Origin of the sequence: Algoriphagus terrigena DSM 22685 (assembly GCF_000429445.1) — a bacterium.
Classification (GTDB): Bacteria; Bacteroidota; Bacteroidia; order Cytophagales; family Cyclobacteriaceae; genus Algoriphagus; species Algoriphagus terrigena.
This window is the reverse complement of the sequence record NZ_KE386904.1, coordinates 1-24,949: the sequence shown is the minus strand read 5'-3', so window position 1 is coordinate 24,949 and position 24,949 is coordinate 1. Positions and strand designations below refer to the sequence as shown.

The following is a 24,949-nucleotide window of genomic DNA, read 5'->3' as shown; positions in this document are numbered from 1 at the left end:
TTTCACTGGAAAAGCCCTAAAATCAGCGAATATTTAGGTTTTTACGCGATACTTTTGAAAATGGAAAATCTCAAAAAAGGCCTTTTCGTCCTGTTGTTTTTAGCTCCCGTTTGGCTCTTTGCCCAACAGGATTTCAAGCTCCATTCGCACAATGATTACTTAAGAAATGTGCCTTTTTGGGAGGCATTTGGGGCAGGAGCCGCCAGCATCGAGGTCGATGTCATACTGCAAGATGGCGGCCTGATGGTGGCGCATGAGAAGGAAAGTATCCAGCCCGAACTGACGCTTCGCTCACTTTATCTGGAACCTATCCAAAAGGCTGTTGATCTGGGGATGATCGATGATTTTGGCTTTCATCTGCTCATCGATTCCAAGACAGAAGGATACGCCACGCTTGAGGCAATCGTGAAAGATGCGGCTGATTTTGAGGAAATGCTTTTTTCTCCCCAAAATCCCACGGGATTGAAACTTATCATCTCCGGCAACAGGCCTAAACCGGAAGACTATTCCAAGTATCCGGAATGGGTGTTTTTTGACTACCAAAGTAAAACTTTGACTGCCGATTTGCCTTGGGAAAAGATCGGAATGGTGAGCTTGAGCTTCAGTCAATTTTCTGTTTGGAATGGAAAAGGCAGAATAGTCGAAGCACAAAAGGCAAAACTGGAGGAGTTTATTGCTCTGGTTCATTCCTTCCAAAAGCCGGTCAGATTTTGGGCCTCACCGGACGGTAAGTCCGCCTGGAAGGCCTTTTACGATATGGGCGTGGACTACATCAACACCGATCAACCGGGTGCCGCACAGGCTTACCTGAGCACACTGAGCCAGAATGTCTATTCCACTTCCACCCGGCACGCAGTTTATCAGCCGACCTTCGAATCAGATGGAGTTGCTATGCCTGTCAAAAACATCATTCTCCTGATCGGCGACGGCAATGGACTGGCGCAGATTTCCGCAGGGCTTTTTGCCAACGGAGGAGATCTGAATCTGGCCCAATTGAAAAACATGGGCTTGATCAAAACCCAGGCGGCAGATGACTTTACCACCGACTCGGCCGCAGGCGCTACTGCTTTGGCCACTGGGACGAAAACCAACAACCGGGCCCTAGGTGTAGCTCCTGACGGGCCAGTTCTTTCAAATCTGCCGGATATCTTGGCAGAGTATCAATTTGTTTCCGGCATCATTACGACAGATCAACTGACAGGAGCGACGCCAGCTTCCTTCTATGCCCATCATCCCGAGCGCGACGAGTCGGATCAGATTGCGGCCTATTTGCCAAAGAGCGAACTGGATTTGTTTATAGGCGGAGGCGGAAAAGCCTTTGAACCCCAGCTCTCCAATCTGAAATCCGTCGGGTTTGAACTCGTGGAGCAACTGGATCAAGTGGCAAAATCAAATGCCGATCGTGTTGGATTTTTCTCTGCTCCGGGTTCCAATCCATCGATGGAAAAGGGCAGGGGAGACTTCCTGAGCCAAAGCGCTTTGGCCGCAACGACTTTTCTTCAGCGTAAAAACCAGCCCCTTTTTCTAATGATAGAATCCGCAATGATTGATTCGGGCGGTCATGGCAACAGTACCGCAACGATTGTGGAAGAGATGCTTGACTTTGATCGGACCATCGGGGAAATGATGCGATATGCTGATGAGAATCCCGGAACCCTGCTGATCATTACCGCTGATCATGAAACCGGCGGAGTGTCCATTCCCCAGGGAAATCTGGAAACCGGGGAGGTCGAACTTGCCTTCCACAGCGATGATCATACGGGAATTTTAGTGCCGATATTCGCTTATGGACCCCATTCAGATGATTTTAGAGGGATTTTTGAGAATTCGGAAGTGTTTGACAAGGTGATGGAACTGGTAGGGAAGTATCACTCGAAGTGAGTAAATAGCTGCTTCAGGGCCCGTCCATACGAGATTTACTTTTCATTCCGCGGTAACTTTTCCTATTGTCCTGCTTCGCCCCAAGCAGGACTACCCTTAGAGATTTGTCTCTCCCACCGTGGTTTGTCTTTCAGGTGCCACACCTCCTGCAACAGACAACGCGACAAGTCCATAACATAGCAACACCGTCATCCGGCATTTGGAGAAAATGACAACAGCGCAGCCGAACGCCTGACAGCTGAAACGCCTACGTGCGCGCTAGTCGATATATCATAGAAAATGACGGTTACTTGAATATAGCAAAGCTTGGAAAAGATAATGTGCTAACAATTGTTTAAAAAATCACATTGGGTGATTCAAAAATAACCCGGAATTTTTGCCGAATTGGGTTTTAGCAACGATCTTACTTAGAGGTTCAATATGTAAGAGAGCCTAAATATTGTTAAATATATGTAACTAATTGAATGTTAGGATTTTCGTATCTTTTTAACTAGTTGCATTCACGCTAAATCAATTTTGGTATGCAATGGAAATCTACCTCTCTGCTACTTTTTGCGCTGTTTTTCTCATTTGGCAGATCGTTTTCCTTTTCAGGAAATGCTTCGCTGGAGCCTACAGCTTCTTATCTGAGCACCGGCTATAAAGAAGGTTCATCAAATGGCTTGGTTGCCGAACATCTTTCAAACAATAGCTCAGGCAGCTATTCTCCAGCTAGGGTAGGATATGATGCTCCCACAGATTTAGCCCTTACGCTCTCTGTCAATAACTCCAACCCGGTCCTTGGCAATGATGTCGTCTTTACCATCACAGTCACCAATAATGGTCCAGCGGATGCTTCGGGGGTGGAAGTTTCAGCACCGCTTCCGGCTGGCTATGATTACCAGGGTAACAGCATTGGCGGGGCAGCATACATCGCCCTGACCGGAATTTGGAATGTTGGGTCACTGGCCTCTGGAGACGCTGTAAGTATCGAGATTACGGCCACAGTTACTGCTACAGAGGATTATGGATTTTCTGCTGCTGTCACGCATGACGAGATTGATACGGATGGGGAAAATGACCAGTCAAGCATCTCAGTGGACCCGATTCTTATAGCGGATTTAGCTACTTCCAAATCAGCGAGTACTAACACTCCAAATGCCGGTGACCAAGTTGTTTTCACAGTTTCGGTGACAAACAATGGTAATTATCACGCAACCAATGTCGTGGTCATTGATCAGCTCAGGTCAGGCTACACCTACGTAAGTGACAACAGTGGGGGAGACTACAATCCCGCAACCGGAAATTGGAACGTGGGTGACTTGGCGGACGGTGCCACCGCGAGCATTGAAATCACTGCCCTGGTCAATGGAACCGGAAACTACCAGAATACGGCAACTGCCAGTTCGGATCAGTTCGATCCAAATAATTCCAACAACCAAAGTTCCATCACCTTAACTCCCGTTCCTCAAACGGACCTGAGCATTGCCAAGTCTGTGAACAACGGAACGCCGGATGTGGGAAGTACGGTCAATTTTACCATTACTGTCACCAACAACGGACCTTCTCCGTCGACGGGGATTGTCGTCTCCGATCAACTTCCTGATGGCTATGAGTATGTTTCTGATAGTCCTTCGCAGGGCAACTACGTTGAGGGATCGGGAACATGGACCGTGGGAAATCTGGCCTCAGGAGCTTCTGCAACTTTGACTATTACAGCCAGAGTATTGGAGCCTGTCTCAGGTGCTGACTTTGAAAATCAGACTTCCATCACTTCAAGCAATGAGAATGATCCGAATCCTTCCAATAACTCTGAAAGCGAAATAACTGCTCCTGTTTCCAATCCGAGCTGGACTTTGACAAAAAGCAGTTCGGATAGCTATGAAAATCCCGGCGATGTCATTGATTACACCATTACTGTACAAAACACCGGGAATGTTTCCATTTCGAATGTGGTGGTTTTAGATCCACAGGCCACCTCCGGCCCTGAGTATAGCTCTGGTGATACCAATACAAATGATATTCTGGAAGTCGGTGAAACCTGGATTTTCAATGTTTCCTATGAAGTGACGCAGGAGGATATCGACAACGGAAGCTTTACCAACTCAGCCACTGCCACAGGAGATCCTACAGCCGGTGATCTGGATGAAGCCACCGGACAAACGACCGTCAATGCCATCCTGAATCCTTCCTGGACGCTTAGCAAATCCGCCGCTCAAAGTGATTTTGACGCCGTCGGAGATGTGATTAATTACACGATCACACTGGAAAATACAGGGAATGTTTCGATTCAAAATCCTGTCGTTACCGACCCAGGCGCGAGTTCTCCTCCTACTTATGAATCAGGTGACGACGGGGACGGGGTTTTGGAAGTCGGCGAAACTTGGGAATTCACAGCGACACACGTGGTCACCCAAGAAGACATCGACAGCGGAGGATATACCAATACAGCCACGGCCTCGGGGGATTTGATTTCAGGGTCCATTCCGGATGCTTCCGGTCAGGCAACTGTGCCTTCCATTCCAAACCCTTCCTGGACTTTATCTAAGACTGCCAACCAAAGCGAATACACCAATGCAGGCGATGTGCTGGACTATACTATTGTAGTAGAAAATACAGGCAACGTATCTATCAATAATGTGAATGTGACGGATAGTCAGGCCATTTCAGGCCCGACTTATTCTTCTGGGGATGCCAATGGCGACAGCAGACTTAGCCCCGGTGAATCCTGGTCTTACACGGCTTCCTATACGGTCACTCAAGATGATGTGGACAATGGAAGTTATGCGAATACAGCGACTGTGGATGGTGATCCAGCCGGAGGCACGTTGGATCCCGAAAGCGACGAAGCTATCGTCCCTGCCATTCAAAATCCAGAATGGACAATCTCCAAGACCAGCAATACTGCGTCTTACTCCAAGCCGGGTGATGTCATTTCTTACACCATTGCTGTCCAAAACACAGGAAACGTATCCATCAGCAATGTGGTCGTTTCAGATCCATTGACTAATAGTGCTCCTGCATACCAATCAGGAGATCAGGACAACGATCAGGAACTTGATGTAAATGAGACCTGGATTTTTACCGCAGAATACACCGTCACCCAGGAAGATGTGGATAACGGTTCGTTCGATAACACCGCGTCAGCCACCGGAGATCCTGCCGGAGGAGACTTGGACGATGTCACAGATGAAGAATCCGTACCGGCTATCCAAACGCCTAAATGGACCATTTCCAAATCAGTCAATGAGGATGGGTATGGAGAAATCGGGGATGTACTTACCTATGAAATCATTCTTTCAAACACCGGGAACGTCTCGATCAGCAATGTCGTCGTGTCTGATCCACAGGCGACTTCGGGTCCGACCTATGTCTCCGGAGATACCAATTCTGACAATGAACTGAGTGTAGGAGAAACCTGGACTTACACCGCCGAGCACGTCGTCAATCAGGATGATCTAAACGCCGGCAGCTTTACCAATGAAGTGACAGCTTCCGGAGACCCTGCGGGTGGAGATCTTGACGACACTACCGATGATGAGACGCTGGTAGGTTCTCAGAATCCCAAGCTTTCCATCAGCAAATCTGTGGAGGAAAGCGGCTATTCCGAGGCCGGTGAGGAACTGCATTATAATGTCACGGTGGTCAATACCGGCAACGTTACCCTGACTGATCTGGTCATCACGGACCCGAAAGTAGGGACTTCAGATGTCTATCCAGAATTCCAGCCAAGTCAGACCATCACCATCCCCTTGACCTATACTGTCACCCAGGAAGACGTAGATCGGGGCTCTTTGCAAAACACAGCCTCTGCCACAGCAACTACCCCTAACGGAACGACTTTCACCCTCGATGACTCTGAAGACATCAAGGCATCCCAAACTCCGAGGATGGAGGTGAGCAAGTCAGCGGGAGAACCGGATTATATCGCAGTTGGTGAGGTGTTGAACTATACCATTATCCTGGAAAATACCGGGAATATTACCATCAATAATCCTGTAGTGGAAGATCCGCTGGCAACTTCCGGCCCTACCTACGAAACGGGCGATGAGGATTCCGACGGAGTGTTGGATGTAGGGGAAACCTGGACTTATACAGCTACCCACGTAGTGACCCAGGAGGACATTGACAATGGAAGTTTTACCAATGAGGTCACTGCGAGTGGTGATCCTGCAGCGGGAACCTTACCTGATGAAACGGATGAAGTGACGGTTCCGGCTATTCAGAACCCAGATTGGGAGATGACCAAAACTACCACCAATAATCCCAAAGAATATGCCTCAGCCGGTGATGTGATCGAGTATGACATAGTAATCGCCAATACCGGAAACGTCTCTATCAAAAGTGTAGAAGTGTTCGATACCGGGGCTACCAATCCACCGGTTTATGAAAGTGGAGACAACAACGACGATGATGTGTTGGATGTGGGTGAAACCTGGACTTACACCGCCAGCTATGTGGTGACCCAGGATGACATTGACAACGGCAGCTATTCCAATACTGCCGAAGCAAACGGGATTTCGTTTGGGGGAAATCTGCCAAATATCAACGACGATGAAACCGTCCCTGCGAATCAGGTAGTCGATTGGGAGATCACCAAAACTCCATCCAGCGATACCTACACCAACGCTGGCGAAGTGATCACCTATACGTTCGAAGTAGAGAATACCGGCAACGTTTCCATCTCTGAGATCACCGTTACAGACCCGCTGACTTCTGAGCCTACCTATGTCTCGGGTGATTCGAACAACAACGGAAAACTCGATCCGGACGAGGTTTGGATCTTTACCGCTGAATACACCATTACCCAAGAAGATATTAATAATGGCAGTGTTACCAATACTGCTACAGCCGACGGCACTCCCGCCAATGGGGATGACCTTCCGGATGCTGAAGATTCTTCCACCATAGATGCAATCCTAAACCCTGATATCTCCCTTGAGAAATCAGTCGACAAGGTCACCTACGACGATACGGGAATAGTTTTAAATTATACTATCGTCGTGAGAAACACCGGAAATCTCACGCTCAGCGATGTTACAGTCGTTGATGACTTGATTGATCTGGATGAAAGTGGAATCACCTTGGAGCCAGGTCAGGAATTGACTTATACAGGCTCGGTCACAGTATCTCAGGAAGATCTGGACAGTGGCTCCATTACCAATACTGCGACAACATCAGGCACCGATCCAAACGGTGAAGACGTCGACGACTCAGATTCCACCGAATCCGATGCGGATCAGAAGCCTTCCATCAATGTAGATAAAACCCTGACCAGCGACGGCTACGTGGAGGCCGGTGATGTCTTGGAATATACCATTACTGTCACCAATACCGGGAATGTCACTCTCAGTGATGTCGATGTAGTGGACCCGCTCACAGGCATGAGCGAGAATATACCAAGTTTTGCTCCGGGTGAAACTTTGGTGTTTACCACCACCTATACGGTAACCGTTGCGGACGTCGACAATGGTTCCGTCACGAATACAGCCACAGCCTCAGGCCAGGATCCAAACGGGGAAGATATCACCGATGATGATTCGCAAACGACCAACGGAGCCGAATCAGACGAAATCACCGTGCTCAAAAACGCTGATAAATCAGGTTATTTTGAAGCGGGAGAGGTGGTGACTTATACAATTGTGGTTTCCAATACCGGCAACTCGACCATCAGTGATGCAACGGTGGTCGATCCATTGACTGGCTTGACGGAAGATATTGGGACTCTTGCTCCGGGACAGACGGTGCTTTATACTACTACTTACACAGTAACCCAGGCCGACGTGGACAATGGTAACATCAGCAATACCGCCACTGCTTCGGGAACAAATTCAGATGGGGAGGATGTGCAGGATGATGATTCGGAAGACATAAACGGAGCAAAAAATCCGGAATTGAATGTCAACAAAACCCAAACATCAGGGGATCTGGTAGAGGGTGATGTGTTGGAATATACGATTGTGGTGACCAATACCGGAAACGTCACGATCTCTGACATTGAAGTGACCGATCCAAGCACGGGTCTGGATGTAAACATAGGCGACTTGGCTCCGGGCGAGTCCTATACCTTGACTACCTCTCACACAGTGACTGCTGAGGATGTTGCAGCGGGGAGCTTTACCAATTCCGCCACAGCAACCGGAGAGGACCCGGATGGGAATGACACCAGTGATTCAGATAGTACCACGGATGGTGGAGATGGGCCATATAGCGAGTTGAGGATAACCAAAACGGTTCAGGAAAACGGCTATACGGAAGCCGGTGAAGTGCTGAACTATACTATCGTAGTATCCAATCGGGGGAATGATGCACTGACCAATGTAGTGGTCACAGATCCATTGACCGGACTGAGTGAGACCATAGATCTGGAACCGGGGCAAAGCCAGACCTTCAACGAAACCTACACCGTCAGCCAAGAGAATGTAGATATCGGGTTCATCACAAATACAGCTACTGCGACCGGTCAAAATACCTCCAATGAAACGCTCACCGATACTGACTCCGAGCGCATCAACGGTGTGCAGACGCCACAGATCAAGGTGGAGAAAGAGGCTGCTCAAGGTGGATATAAGTCGGAAGGTGATGTAATCAACTATACCATACTAGTCGCCAATACCGGAAACGTCACTCTTTTCGATGTGGAAATTACGGATCCATTGACAGGTTTGAGCCAGACCGAACCCACTATGGCCCCGGGTCAAATCGTGACCATTACAGAAAGCTACACCGTCACTCAGGGGGATTTGGATGTCGGAGTGGTGACGAATACAGCGACTGCCACAGGTGAGGACTTCTATGATGTGCCTGTATCCGACGACGCTACGGAAGACGTAACCGGTGCCAGAAATCCTAAACTCAGCCTTACGAAGACAGTCGCGGAAACTTCTTATACCAATCCAGGTGATGAGCTCGACTATACTTTGGTTGCAACCAATACCGGAAATCTTACCGTCTTTGAGACCGATGTCACAGATCCTTTCACAGGATTTGAGGAGACAGTTTCGGAACTGGCACCAACTGAGTCGGCTACTTTTACCTTCACCTACGAGGTCACCCAAGAGGATATAGATCGGGGAAATATCCTCAATACCGCAAATGCTACCGGAAGGGATTTCCGTGGTGCCATAGTTTCAGATGAAGACGCGGTAAATGTCCCTGCCAACAGACAGCCTGAACTGACGGTAACCAAGGAAGCTGACATTGCCCAATTCGATGCTCCGGGGACGGAGATCAACTATGTCATCACGGTTACCAATTCCGGAAATATCACAGTCACGGATCTGGACGTAGTGGATCAGAAAGTCAACTCCGGTCCGGAATATGTCAGTGGTGATGATGGAGATGGTTTATTGAATGTCGATGAAACTTGGACGTACACGGCTTCCTATGTTACCACTCAGGCTGATGTGGATAATGGAAAATTTGATAATACCGTCAATGCGGATGGAGATTTAGCAGGGGGCGGCTCCACTCAGGGAAGTGCGAATGAAACGGTTGTCGGGATTCAAAACCCAAGCTGGACATTGGATAAAGCGGGCATCGACAATCCAAGGGTTTATACTCAAGTCGGGCAGACGCTCAACTATAGCATCGTCCTCGCCAATACCGGAAATATTTCCATCAGCAACATCAATCTACAAGATCCGAACGCCACCACCGGACCGGATTATCTGGCAGGTGACAGTGACGACGACGATGTCTTGGATGTAGGCGAAAGCTGGACTTATACTGCCACTCATGTCATTACCCAGCAGGATATCGACACTGGTCAGTTTGTGAATATAGCTACCGCTAAAGGCAGACCGGCTGGAGGTTCCATCCCTGACCTGACGGACAGCGAAACCATCAATGCCATCCAAAACCCAGCTTGGACACTGACCAAAACCAGCACCACACTGCCGAATTCCTATTCGGCACCGGGCAATATATTGACCTATCAGCTTGAGCTCGAAAACACCGGGAATATTTCGATCAGCAATGTAAATGTCACTGATCCATTTGTTGCCGAAGGTCCGACCTATAGAACTGGTGACAAAGACGGAGATGATATCCTGGACGTAGGGGAGACTTGGGAGTATTCCGCCAAGTACACCGTAAACCAGCAAGATGTCAATGCAGGTTCTTTCACCAACACGGCTACGGCTGCAGGTATTCCTGCAGGAGGAAATTTGCCTGATGCGCTCGGAGAGGAAATCGTAAATGCCATCCAAAATCCAAGACTGGAAGTAACCAAATCAGTGGAGGAAAGCGGCTACACCGCTGTAGGCGAAGTGCTTCATTACACCATCGTTTTGGAAAACGTCGGTAATGTGACGGTGTATGATATCACCGCTTCCGACTCCAAAACCTTGCTTAGCACCCAAATAGCCACCATGGAGCCGGGCGACAGCCAGACTTTCCAAGAGACCTACACAGTGACTCAAGAGGATGTGGATCGTGGCACGATTACCAACACCGCCGATGCGACAGGCGTAGACTTTTTGGGAAATGTAGTCCAAGACGATGACACTGAAATCCTGAATGGAGCCCAAAGTCCACAAATCACGGTGGACAAGTCGGTGCAGCAAAATAGCTACATCAATGCTGGTGAAACGCTGAATTACACCATTACTGTCACCAATACCGGAAATATCACGGTATTCGACATGGAAGTTTCCGATGATCTGACGGGACTTTCTACGACTGTAGCCACCTTCTCTCCTGGGGAAAGTGTGACCTTTACTGAGGCCTACACCGTCACTCAGGACGATGTGGACAATTCCAAGATCGACAATACTGCGACTGCAGAAGGTACTGACTTCAATGGGTTGCCAGTTTCTGACGACGATCTGGAAAGAATCACGGGTGTTCAGAATCCATTTATTTCTTCTTCCAAGTCTTCTCCTCAGACTACCTACTCTTTCGTAGGCGAAGTGATCAATTATGAAATTCTGATCAATAACACAGGTAACGTCTCCTTCTACAACATGGAGATCAATGACCCTAAGGCAGAGATAACCAGTGAAAATCCCGTCGCGATCATCCCTGCCCACACGACAGCCACGGTGACTGCGGTGCACACGGTAACTCAGGCTGATTTGGATGCGGGCTCTTACACCAATCAGGCTACTGCTAACGGAGCCTTGAAAACGGGTGTCCCTATCTCCACCACCACCAATCAGGTGACGCTTCAGGCCATCCAGACTCCTTCTTTGGTCGCGACAAAGGCTACTTCCACGGCGAATTACGATCAAGTGGGGGACGTGATTGAGTACACGATCGTCGTTGAGAATACAGGTAACGTAACGCTGACAAATGTCACTGTGAATGAGCCGAAGGCGGTAATCACAGGAGGTAATCCAGTTTTGACTTTGGCACCAAACCAAACTGCCACCATTACAGCTGAACATGTCGTGGCTCAGGCAGACCTTGACGCTGGCGAATATGCCAATCAAGCCACTGCAAGAGGTCAGGATCCGAAAAACAACAACGTGGATGCCACGACTAATCAAGTCATAGTTCCGGCTATACAATCTCCTTCTTTGATTTCTGCGAAAAGATCCAGAACCAGCAGCTATTCCGCCGTCGGTGAGGTGATCAAATACGACATTGTCATCAGAAATACCGGGAATGTGACTCTCACGAATATTGTGGTCACAGATCCAAAAGCGACGATCACTTCAGGAAGTCCAATCGCCACTTTGGCACCTCAGCAGAATGCTACAGTCACTGCCGAGCATGTGGTCGTGCAGGCTGATATTGATGTGGGTTCCTATACCAATCAGGCCACTGCGACCGGACAGGATACCAATGGCGGTGATGTGGATACTGAGACCAATGAGGTGACTGTTCCGGCGATTGAAAGTCCTTCGATTTCCATCGACAAGACCGCAATTACGACAAGCTATTCTGAGGATGGGGATATAATTTCCTACCAGGTCACGGTGACAAACACTGGAAATGTGACCTTGACTGATGTCCAGGTGACTGATCCATTGACTGAAATGGACGAAAGCATCGCGACTTTCGCACCCGGTGCCACTCAGATTTTCACGACCACTTATACCGTGGATCAAGCAGATGTGGACAATGGCTCGGTGCCAAATACGGCTTCCGTGACTGCTGCGCCTCCTGCTTCCAGCGGGATTCCGGAAGTGTCAGATGCTGACGATGAACTGGTAGAGGCAATTCAAACTCCAAGTATTGAGGTGACCAAATCTGCGGATAAAGCTACTTACGAGACTCCGGGTGAAGTGGTGACTTATACCATCGTCGTGACCAACACCGGAAATGTGACCCTGACTGAGGTCGTGGTGACAGATCCGTTAACAGGTTTGGATGAAGCCGTGGGTACTTTGGCACCGGATGAAAGTGCGACTTACACCACGACAATCACCATCACGCAAGCGGACATTGACAATGGCTCTATTTCAAATACAGCAGCAACAAATGGAGTTGATCCGAATGGTGATCAGGTAACTGACACGGATGATGAACTGATCAATGCGCTTCAAAATGGAGACATTGAAATCACCAAAACTGCCGATCCGAATGCCTTCAGCGCGCCGGATACAGAAATCACCTATACGATTACGGTAGAAAATACAGGTAACCTTACTTTGGAAAATGTCGCGGTAACCGATCCACTGACCGGGCTGGATGAGACCATTGATGTGCTGATTCCAGGCCAAGTGGAAGTTTATACCACTACCTATACAACTACTCAGGCCGACCTTGATGCCGGAAGCATTCCAAACACTGCAAGTGCTGCAGGTCAGACTACCCAAGGCGAAGATGTCTCTGATTCGGACAATGAACTGGTCACAGGCCAGCAAAGTGCTTCGATTGAAGTGGTGAAGACCTCCAGTCCGAAATTCTTCAATGCCGCGGGTGAAGTGATCACTTACACCATCGAGGTAACTAATACCGGAAACGTGACCTTGGATGAGGTGGAGTTAGTCGATCCATTGACCAACTTCGTCAAGTTGGTGGGTACCATGGCGCCCGGAGAAACCCAGACATTTACCACCACATACACATTGACTCAGGCAGATGTGGACAATACCAATTTGGTAAATACTGCCACAGCAACCGGTTTGTCGCCTTCGGATGAGGAAGTATCGGATACTGACAATGCACGGATTTATGTATTTGGCACTCCGGCCATAGAAATTGAGAAAACCGCAGATCCGCTGACCTTCGATGAGGCAGGTGAGACGATCACTTACACCTTGGTAGTCACCAATATCGGTAATGTGACCTTGACAGATGTGACCGTGGTCGATCCACTCACAGGAACTGACGAGTTGGTGGATGATGGAGTCTTGGACCCTACGGAAAGCAAAACCGTTACTTTAACCTACGACGCTACCCAAGATGATCTGGATCAGGGATTCATTACCAACATTGCAACAGCTACTGGAGTTGATCCGGATGACGAAACAGTTGAAGATTCAGATGATGCAAGAGTCCAGGGTCTCCGTTCCGGTGCTATTGGTATAGAGAAAACAGCGAATCAACCGACCTTCGATGAAGCAGGGGATGACTTGGGCTACACAATTACGGTGACCAACGAAGGAAATGTGACTTTGACTGATGTGGAAGTGACAGATCCATTGACTGGATTGACTTGGGATATTGGAGAAATGGCTCCTGGAGCAAGTGTTTCCACAGTTACTAGCTATACAGCTGATCAGGATGACGTCAATGCTGGTTTGGTAGTGAATGAGGCCACTGCCACCGGGAATACCCCATCAGGAAATGTTGTGACTGATCAGGATGACGCCAGAGTACTTGCTAGAAGATCCGGTTCCATTGTCATCGAGAAAACTCCACTTCAGAGGACTTACAACCAAGCGGGAGAAGTGATTGACTATGAAATTGTCGTCACCAATACAGGAAATGTAACGCTCACAGATGTTGAAGTATCTGATCCGCTGACCGGCTTTGAAACAACAATTGGCAGCATGGCTCCGGCGGATTCGGAAACTTATACTGTTTCCTACACAGTCACTCAAGCCGATGTAGATCGGGGCACTATTGTCAATGTAGCTTCTGTATCAGGTTTGACTCCTGCTGATAGAACGGTTACCGATACAGACAACGCCATTGTGCTGGCAAGAAGATCAGCGTCCATCTCCATCACCAAGGATGCGGATGTGCAGACTTACGACGAGGTAGGTGACGTAATCGATTACACCTTGGTGGTGACTAACACCGGCAATGTGACCCTGACCAATGTCGAGGTGACTGATCCGCTTACCCAATACAGCAGCACTATCGCGACTTTGGCACCTGGTGAAAGTGAGGAACTCAGCACTTCTTATGTGATCACACAGGAAGATGTGGATAATGGTGAGCTGCCAAATACAGCAAGTGTAACAGGAACTACCCCAGCTGGTCTTACTGTAAGGGACACAGACGATGAGCTGGTGACAGCCATTCAGAATGGTGAAATCACAGTTTCCAAAACTTCTGATGTCAACACTTACGAAGCCGTAGGAGACCAGATCACTTATACCATAGTGGTCGAAAACACCGGCAATGTGACCTTGTCCGATGTGGAAGTGATCGATCCACTTACCGGTATGACGGAAGACATTGACTCTTTGGCACCGGGAGAAAGCGTCACCTTTACGGAAGTTTATGCCGTAAATCAGGCTGATCTGAATGCCGGACAGATTGAAAATACTGTGACAGGAGCCGGAAGTACTCCGGACGGTGAGCTTGTGGAGGATGACGATTCTGTCATAGTTGATGCCATCCAAGACGGCGAAATTGAGGTAGTGAAAACTGCTGATAAAGCCACTTTCTCAGAAACAGGAGAGGTCATCACCTATACTATTGTGGTCACCAATACTGGAAACGTGACGCTCAGCAGAATCTACGGTGTGGACAACAATACCGGGCTAAGTGGATTTATCCTTACCCTTCAGCCAGGTGAATCCAGAACCTTCACCGAAGCTTATGAAGTGACTCAGGAAGACATGGATAGTGGCTTCGTCTATAACCTGGTAGATGCAAATGGCTATGCTCCTGATGGCAGTCAGGTTGGAGATTCTGACGATGTGACTGTTCTGGGACTTCAAAATCCTGATATATCCATCACCAAGACTGCTAATCCTAAAACCTACGCTGCGCCGGGTGAGGTAATTACCTATACCTTGGTGGTGGAAAATACCGGCAACGTGACGCTGGATGAGGTAACTCTGAAAGATCCAAAAACAGGCTTGACTCGAAATATTGGAAGCTTGGCACCTGCTCAATCCAGTACGGTTACCGTCAACTACACGATTTCTCAGGCAAATGTGGACGCTGGTAAAGTTGACAATATTGCAGAAGTGACAGGAGTGGCTCCGGATAACAGCCGGGCCGAAGACTCTGATGATGAATCGGTGACGGCATTGCTTGATCCTGAGATCAGCATCGAGAAATCTTCCAATGTCTCTGATTACGATGCTCCGGGTGACGTGATCCGATATACTTTGGCAGTGACCAATACCGGCAATGTAACCTTGACGGATGTTTCTGTCAATGATCCTCTGACCGGATTGACTACCAATGTGGGCACCTTGGCTCCGGGAGAATCCACCAATGTCAGGGAAAACTATACCGTCACTCAAGCGGACATCAATAACGGCTCGATCTATAATCAGGCTACTGCCGTTGGGGATACTCCGCAGAACACGCAAGTCACGGATCAGGATGATTTGACTATTGAAGCGATTCAGTTGTCATCCATTGAGATCGTGAAGGAGACCACCCAAACCACCTACGATCAGGCTGGAAATGTGATCTTCTACACCTTGACAGTGACCAATACAGGAAACGTGACCCTCACAGATGTGGTCGTCACTGACCCATTGACTGAATTGGTTTACAATGCAGGTTCTTTTGCTCCAAATGAAACTAAGCAGGGACAAACCACCTACACCGTCACTCAGGCGGACATGGACAGCGGGGAAATTCTGAACACCGCTACGGTGGTAGGAACAGATCCGAATGAGGAGGAAGTCAGCGATGACGATGAGGTGGTTTCTAAAGCAAACCAAATCGGCGGAATTGAAATCACGAAATTGGCTTCGCCAAAAATCTATTTCGCTGCCGATCAGGTCATCACCTATACGCTGGAAGTGACCAACGTCGGAAATGTGACCCTGACAGATGTGGAAGTGACCGATCCGTTGACCGGTTTGACGGAGACAGTTCCAACTTTATCGCCGGATGAATCACAGCAATTCCAGACCACTTACACCGTAAGTCAGGTAGAAGTGGACGCGGGCTCTGTAACCAATATTGCGACAGCTACCGGTACTACTCCTTATGACGAAGAGGTAGAAGATACCGACAACGAGCAGATTGTGGCCGTCCAAAACGGAGCAATCGAAGTAACCAAAACTTCGAATCCTAAATTCTTCAATGCAGCAGGTGAGGTAATCACTTACACCATTGTGGTAACCAATGTTGGTAATGTGACCCTGGATGATGTGGAAGTATCCGATCCGTTGACCGCGTTTGACGAGACGGTCGGTACTTTGTTGCCGGGTGAAAGCCAGGTATTCACGACCACATATACCCTGACTCAGGAAGATGTCGACAACACTAATCTGGTGAATACAGCCAGTGCCTCAGGCGTAACTCCTGACGGAGAAGTAGTGGAGGACACAGATAATGCAAGAGTATATGTGGTAGGAGCTCCGGCAATAGAGATTGTCAAATCAGCTTCACCTCAGACTTTTGACGAGGCTGGTGATGAGATTTCCTATACGCTTACAGTAACCAACATCGGAAATGAGACTTTGACCGATGTAACAATCACAGATCCACTTACTGATACCGATGAAAATGTTGGCACTTTGGCACCTGCCGAAAGCACCTCCATTACGGTGACATACATCGCCACGCAGGATGACTTGGATGAAGGATTCATCTCCAATACCGCTACAGTAACTGGAATAGATCCTGACAGTGATCCGGTAGAGGACACCGACAATGCCAGAGTTCAGGGATTGAGATCCGGAGCAATCGGCATCGATAAGAAAGCAAACCAATTGATCTTCGACCAAGCTGGAGAAGAGCTCACCTACACGATCACGGTGACCAATGAGGGCAACGTGACTTTGACAAATGTCGAAGTGACCGATCCATTGACAGGTTTGACATGGGCTGTAGGGGAAATGGCACCGGGAGAACAGGTTTCTACAGTGACTTCCTATACAGTGGATCAGAATGATGTAGATGCAGCTTTGGTACTGAATGAAGCTACCGCAACCGGGGAAACTCCTTCCGGAAATGAAGTGACCGATTCCGATGATGCGAGAGTGCTTTCCAGAAGATCAGGTTCTATTTCCGTTGAAAAAGTGCCGCTTCAGAGAACATTTGATGAAACTGACGAAGTCATTGAATACACCTTGACCGTGACGAATACAGGAAATGTGACCTTGGCAAACGTGCAAGTGACCGATCCGCTGACTGGGTTTGACAATGGAGGAGCGCTTACTTTGGCGCCTGGAGCTTCTGAAACTTACACCGTTTCCTACACTGCCACTCAGGCTGATGTGGACGCTGGATTGATCGTGAATCAGGCCACTGCTACCGGAGTTACACCTCCGGGCAGAACTGTGACTGATAACGACAATGCAGTGGTATTGTCCAGAAGAGCTGCTGCTATCGAGCTGACGAAAGAGGCAGATGTGGATACCTACGAAGCGGTAGATGACCTGATCACTTATACGCTGACAGTGACCAATACCGGAAATGTAACCTTGACAAATGTCGAGGTGACCGATCCGCTGACGGCATTTAGCACCGTAGTTCCAAGTTTGACTCCTGCAGATGTGCAGATTTTCACAACCACATACAGCATCACTCAAGAGGATTTGGACAATGGAGAATTGCCAAATACTGCAACCGTAACCGGTACAACACCGGCCGACAGAACGGTAGCTGACACAGATGATGAATTGGTGACAGCCATCCAAAACGGTGAAATCACGGTGACCAAATCTGCCGATGTAAGTACTTACGAGGCGGTGGGTGACGAAATTACCTACACCATTGTGGTTCAAAATACAGGTAATGTGACTTTGTCCAATGTGGAAGTGGCAGATCCATTGACAGGTTTGACCGAGACTGTTCAGACTTTGGCACCTGGAGAAAGCAGAACTTACACTGCCGTCTATGCGGTAGATCAGGATGATATCGATGCGGGTCAGGTAGAAAATACTGCCTCAGGCACTGGCGAAACTCCAGCTGGCGAAACCGTGGAAGACGAGGATTCTGTGGTAGTGGAAGCTACGCAAACACCAGAAATCGATCTGGTCAAAGAAGCTGACAAGGCTACTTATTCCACTGCCGGTGAGGTGATCATCTACACAGTGACTATCACTAATACCGGAAATGTGACCCTGAATACCTTGGAAGTCACAGATCCACTGACAGGTGCCGATGAGCCGATCAATACCTTGTCGCCGGGCGCAAGTCTGTCCAAAGATTTTCCATACACCGTCACTCAGGCGGATGTGGACAATGGACAGATCGATAACACGGCAAGTGTGACGGCTTTGGATCCTAATGATGACACAGTAGAAGACAGTGATAATGTGACCGTGGATGCGATCCAGCAGGGAGAGATCGAGTTGACCAAATCAGCAAATGTCTCCACCTACGATGAAGCAGGGGATGTGATCAGATATACCGTGGTGATCACGAACACCGGAAATGTGACGCTGACAGATGTGAATGTGACAGATCCATTGGTGAATTTGGATCAAACCTATCCATCCATGGCTCCGGGTCAGAGCTATACCTTGACCAGCCGATACACGGTGACTCAAGCTGACGTCGACAATGGCCAAATTGACAATACAGCAAGTGTAACCGGTAATTCTCCAAATCCCGCCACTGTATCTGACGAAGATGATGTGACGGTAATTGCAGAGCAAAGCCCGGCTATTCTCCTTGAAAAAGTGGCGAATGTGGCAACTTACGATACCGCAGGCGATGTGATTACTTACACCGTCACTGTGACCAATACCGGAAATGTGACCTTAACCAATGTGATGGTCACCGATCCATTGACAGGCATGGATGAGACCATTCCAACCTTGGCACCGGACGAAGTGGTGACCTTCATGACTACCTACACGATCCTCCAGTCTGATGTGGACGGTGGCTCAGTGATCAATGATGCAAATGTCATTGGCACTCCTCCTACAGGTCCGGACGTGACAGATGAAGCAGCGGTTGAGGTGGTAGCTTTGCAAAGCGGTTCAATTGACCTTGCGAAAACCGCCTCGCCTAGAATCTTCGATGCTCCTGGCGATGTGATTTCCTACACTCTAGTGGTGACCAATACAGGTAACCTGACTTTGACTGATCTCAATCTGGTGGATAGCAAACTTGCCTTGGATGAAGACTTCGGTCCTTTGGCTCCGGGTGAATCAGCAACGTTTACGCCTACTTATACCATTACCCAAGTAGATGTGGATGGTGGAAGAATTGTGAATACTGCCACTGTCACAGGGAATACTTCCGTGGAAGACGGCCTGACCGACACGGATAATGTTACGGTATTCCGTAGAGGTACTCCGGGAATTGAGATTCAGAAGACGGCTTCGCCAAAAGTCTACGAGCGCGCTGGTCAAGTGATCAATTACAACTTGACCGTGACCAATGTGGGTAATCTCACTATTGATAATGTGGTCATCACGGATGATTTAACAGGCTTCTCCGAAAATGTGGGAACCTTGGCTCCGGGAAGTATTTTGATCAGAAACACGACTTACACCGTCACTCAGGCGGATATGGACAGCGGCAGTATTTCCAATATTGCAACTGTCCAAGGCACCGCTTCTAACGCTGAAGTGGTGAGCGATGAGGATGATGAAAAAGTGACGGCTTTGACTGCCGGCTTGTTGACAATCAGCAAAACCCCAAGTCCAAGATTGTACCGTGAAGCCGGTGATCAGATTACCTATACGATTGTGATCCAGAACCGTGGCAATGTGACTTTGAGCAATGTGGTCGTGACCGATCCGCTCACGGGAATGGATGTGGCTGTTGGGGATTTGGCTCTGGGCGCTAGCAGGACTTACACCGAAGTTTACACCATAGAGCAAGGCGATGTGGATGCGGGTTTGGTGAGAAATATTGCCACAGCTACCGGCACCACACCAAAAGGCCGTGACCTGGAAGTGAATGACAATGCAGTGGTGGTAGCCTTGAGAAATGGAGATATCGCGATCCAAAAAACCGCTGATGTTTCCACTTACGATGCGGCAGGCGATGTGATTCCATACACCATCGTGGTGACCAACACCGGCAATGTGACCTTGACAGATGTTACGGTGACCGATCCTCAGACTTCGCTGAATCAGAATGCCGGTACTTTGGCACCGGGCGAAAGTGCTACCGTCTCGACCACTTATACCATCACTCAAGCCGATGTGGATGCTGCGGCATTTGACAATATTGCTACTGCGGCAGGCATTACTCCGGCAGACAGAACTGTGGAGGCAATGGACGACGAGGAAGTGACAGCCATCCTGAATGGGGACATTGATATAGAGAAAGTTTCGGATATCAGCACTTACGATGCAGTAGGACAGACGGCGACTTATACCATTACCGTGACCAATACGGGTAATTTGACTTTGACCAATGTGTTGGTGAAAGATCCAAAAACAGGTTTGGACGAAGTAGTGCCTACCATGGCTCCGGGTGCGTCAGTTACTTATACTACAACACATGTCATTACCCAAGAGGATCTGGATAATGGATTCTACGAAAACATAGCTGGAACACGAGGTACCACACCACAAAATGAAAACGTGGTGGATTTGGACACAGTTCAGATCGACGCTATTCAGGAACCATCCATTGTATTGGAGAAAACTGCCGATGTGGACACCTTCGACGAAGCAGGCGATGTGATCGAATATAGGGTGGTCGTGACCAATGATGGAAACGTGTCCTTGGATAATGTGACTGTTACTGACCCTAAAACTGGATCAAGTAGAGACTTTGGAACACTCGCTCCGGAAGAAACAGCCACTATTACGGTTAGCTACACCGTGACTCAAGCCGATGTCGATAGAGGTTCACTTGAAAATATCGCTTCCGCAACCGGAACAGATCCAGACGGCGGTGAGGTCGAGGATGAAGACGAGTTGATTATCGACGGCATCAAGAACCCATCGATCGCGATTGAGAAGACCACAACAGCGGCGACGTATGCGGAAGCAGGGGATGTGATTCCATACACTTTGATCGTAACCAACACGGGTAACGTAACCTTGACCGATGTGACGGTAGAAGATCCGCTGACCGGTTACTCAGAGAATGTAGGCACGCTAGCTCCTGGCGAAACAGTGACCGTGACGACCGCTTACACCGTCACCCAGGCTGATGTGGACAGCGGAGCGGTTGAAAACATAGCCACAGCGACCGGCACCGATCCAGACGGCGGCGAGACCGAGGGCACAGACGGCACGGTAACCCCTGCGACACAGACCCCGGGCTTGAGTGTGGACAAAGAAGCAAACGTGGACGAATACGCCGCCGCGGGAGACGTGATCCCATACACCATCATTGTGACCAATACCGGCAATGTGACTCTGACCAACGTGAACGGCAGGGATGACCTGACCGGTCTGACCCGAAACTTCGGCACGATGGCACCGGGAGAATCCATCACTGTGACCACCCACTACACGGTGACCCAGGCAGACGTGGACAGCGGAACGATTGTAAACTTTGCGACAGCGACCGGCACAGATCCTGACGGCAACCCTACAGACGGCGGAGACGGAGCAGAAGTGGACGGCATCAAAGATCCTTCGCTGGATGTGATGAAAGCCACCAACGCGACCACCTATACCGAGGCAGGGGAAGAGATCAAGTACGGCATTGTGGTGACCAACACCGGTAACGTGACTTTGACCGATGTGACGGTGGAAGATCCGTTGACCGGACTGACAGAGGACGTGGGCACACTGGCGCCGGGAGAAAGCGCCACCATTATCACGACCTATACCGTGACCCAGGAAGATGTGGACAACGGCACGATCAGCAACTTTGCGACAGCGACCGGCACAGATCCTGACGGCGGAGAAACAGACGGCGGAGACGGTGCCGATGTGGATGCCACCCAGACTCCGGAGATAGAAGTGGTGAAAACCGCCGACCAAACGACTTACGATGAGGCAGGCACAGTGATCAATTACACCCTGGTGGTGACCAATACCGGTAATGTGACCCTGACAGAGGTGACCGTCGAGGATCCGCTGACCGGATTGGATGAGTCCGTCGGCACAGGCACACTTGCACCGGGTGAATCCGCGACAGTCACCACGCCTTACACCATTACCCAACAGGATGTGGATGCTGGCGAAGTGGTCAATACTGCCACTGCGACCGGGACGGATACCAATGACAGCGAGGTAAGCGATGAGGATGAAGTGATCATCACAGCCGACCAGCGCGGAGAGATTGCCATTGACAAGTCTGCGGACGTGACAGGGTACGATACTCCTGGCGATGTGATCACCTATGCCATCCTTGTGACCAACACCGGCAATGTGACCCTCTCAGATGTGACGGTGGAAGATCCGTTGACAGGACTGGATCAGAATATAGGCACCCTGGCACCGGCAGAGACAGTCACGCTGACCGAAAGCTATACGGTGACCCAGACGCAGATCGATGCAGGGCAGGTGGAAAATACTGCCACGGCAGAAGGACTCACTCCGACAGATGAGACCGTAACAGACGAAGATGATGTGACCGTGCTTGCCCTACAGGCAGGAGCCATAGAAGTGAGGAAAACAGCCGTTCCGAGAATCTACGACACAGCCGGAGACGTGATCAGCTATACCCTTGTGGTGACCAATACCGGCAATGTGACCCTGACAGGGGTAACGCTGGAAGATCCGTTGACCGGCTATTCGGAGAACATCGGTACGATGGCACCGAATCAGGTATTGACCTTCACGACAGCCTATACCATTGCGCAGCAAGACCTGGAAAACGGCAATGTATTAAACACCGTGATGGTGGAAGGTACAGCACCGGACAACTCCACGGTGGAAGACGACGACGATGTACGGGTGTTTGCCGATGGCGAGCCGGGCATTGAAATCCTGAAAACCGCCACACCGCTGACCTATGATGTAGCGGGAGAAACGATCAGCTATGAGCTTATCGTGAGCAATGTGGGCAACCTGGAACTTTACGAGGTGGAGATCACCGATCCGCAGGTAATAGATACGCCGATCACACTGGCTACCCTTGCGGTGGGAGAATCGGCTACCTATACGCTTACAAGAGATGTGACCCAGGCCGATATAGACAACGGCTTCTTTACCAATACCGCTTCGGTGACCGCGCATGACATCAATGACAAAGATGTCACAGATACAGACAATGCGATTGTGGTGGCCAGAAGGGCAGGAGGCCTGGAGATTACCAAGTCGGCTTCGCCTAACCTGTTTGATGAGGCGGGTGATGTGATCACCTATACGCTGACCCTGACCAATACGGGCAATGTGACTTTGACCGATGTGCATGTGGTAGATCCGCTGACGGGTCTGGATGCGGTGATACCTACCTTGGTACCGGGTCAAAGCCTGGACAGAACGACCGTACTGACAGTGACCCAGGAGCAGATGGATGCGGGTAGGATTGTCAACAATGCGACAGCCGAAGGAACCACCCCTGCGGGCAGAATCCTGACCGACAATGACCGGGCCGTGGTACTTGGCAGAAGAAGCGGAGAGATCAGTGTGGAGAAAACTGCAAATGACACAGACTACAACAGCGCCGGGGATGTATTGAGCTACAGCATCGTGGTGACCAATACGGGCAATGTGACGCTGACCGATGTGAGGGTGGAAGACCCACTGACAGGCATGGAAGAGGAGATCGACATGCTGGCTCCAGGCGAAAGCCAAAGCTTCACGGCCTATTACACCGTGACGCAGGCAGATGTGGACAGCGGCGAGGTCATGAACACCGTGACCGCAGCAGGCAGAACCCCGATCAACCGCTTAGTGACAGATACAGACGACGCGCTGGTTGAGGGAATCAAAGCACCTAGTCTGGAAGTGGTGAAAACTGCGAATGAAACCACGTACGATGAAGTCGGCGAGGTGATCCCATACACCATTGTGGTGACCAACACAGGCAACGTGACGCTCACCGACGTGACCGTGGACGATAACCTGACAGGCTACACCAACAATGAGGGAACGCTGGAACCGGGAGAATCCGTGACAATAACCACTGACTACACCGTCACCCAAGCAGACCTTGACAACGGCAGCATCACCAACCTTGCCTCAGCCACCGGCACAGATCCTGACGGCGGAACGACCGACGGCGGGGATGGTACGACCATCGACGGAGTTCAAAATCCTGAAATTGATATTGAAAAATCAACGAATGTCACTTCTTATGCCGAGCCGGGAGATGTTGTTCCATTTACGTTGGTAGTTACAAATACAGGAAATGTGACTTTGACTTCCGTGACTGTGTCAGATCCATTGACAGGATACTCTGAAAACTTCGGGCCTTTGGCACCTGAGGCATCCTTTACAACAACCACAAGCTACACAGTGACTCAAGCTGACATTGACAATGGAAGCTTTGTAAATATTGCTACTGTGGTTGGTACTGACCCTGAAGGTGAGGAAGTGGATGATCTAGATGAAGTTCCGGTGAATGGCATTAATAACCCTGGCTTATCTGTTGATAAAGTCGCTGATGTGGATACTTATGTTGAAGCTGGTGATGTGATTCCATATACTATCGTGGTAACCAACACCGGCAACGTGACTTTGAGCAATGTGACGGTAGAAGATCCGTTGACAGGCTTTGAGGAAAATGTAGGAACACTTGCCCCAAGCGAAACAGCTACGGTAACAACTTCCTACACCGTGACCCAGCAGGATGTGGACAACGGCGAGGTGACCAACATCGCAACCGCCACCGGCACCGATCCTGACGGCGGAGAGACCGACGGCACGGATACCAATGTGGTTCCGGGTACGGATGATCCAGGCCTGACCGTGGACAAAGTTGCCGATGTGGCAACCTACTCCGAAGCTGGCGA

At 49.5% G+C, this 24,949-nt stretch carries 2 protein-coding genes; both read left to right on the top strand.

Features of this window, described 5'->3' with window-relative positions; all coding sequences use genetic code 11:
• Positions 1-60 precede the first annotated feature (60 nt).
• The gene (locus G459_RS0123890; protein ID WP_051315409.1) at positions 61-1,881 is read left to right on the top strand and encodes an alkaline phosphatase; all 1,821 of its coding nucleotides are present in this window, start codon (positions 61-63) and stop codon (positions 1,879-1,881) included.
• Positions 1,882-2,402: 521 nt separating this feature from the next.
• Positions 2,403-24,949: DUF7507 domain-containing protein (locus tag G459_RS30055; RefSeq protein WP_035456984.1), on the top strand; the 22,547-nt coding region annotated here is incomplete at its 3' end.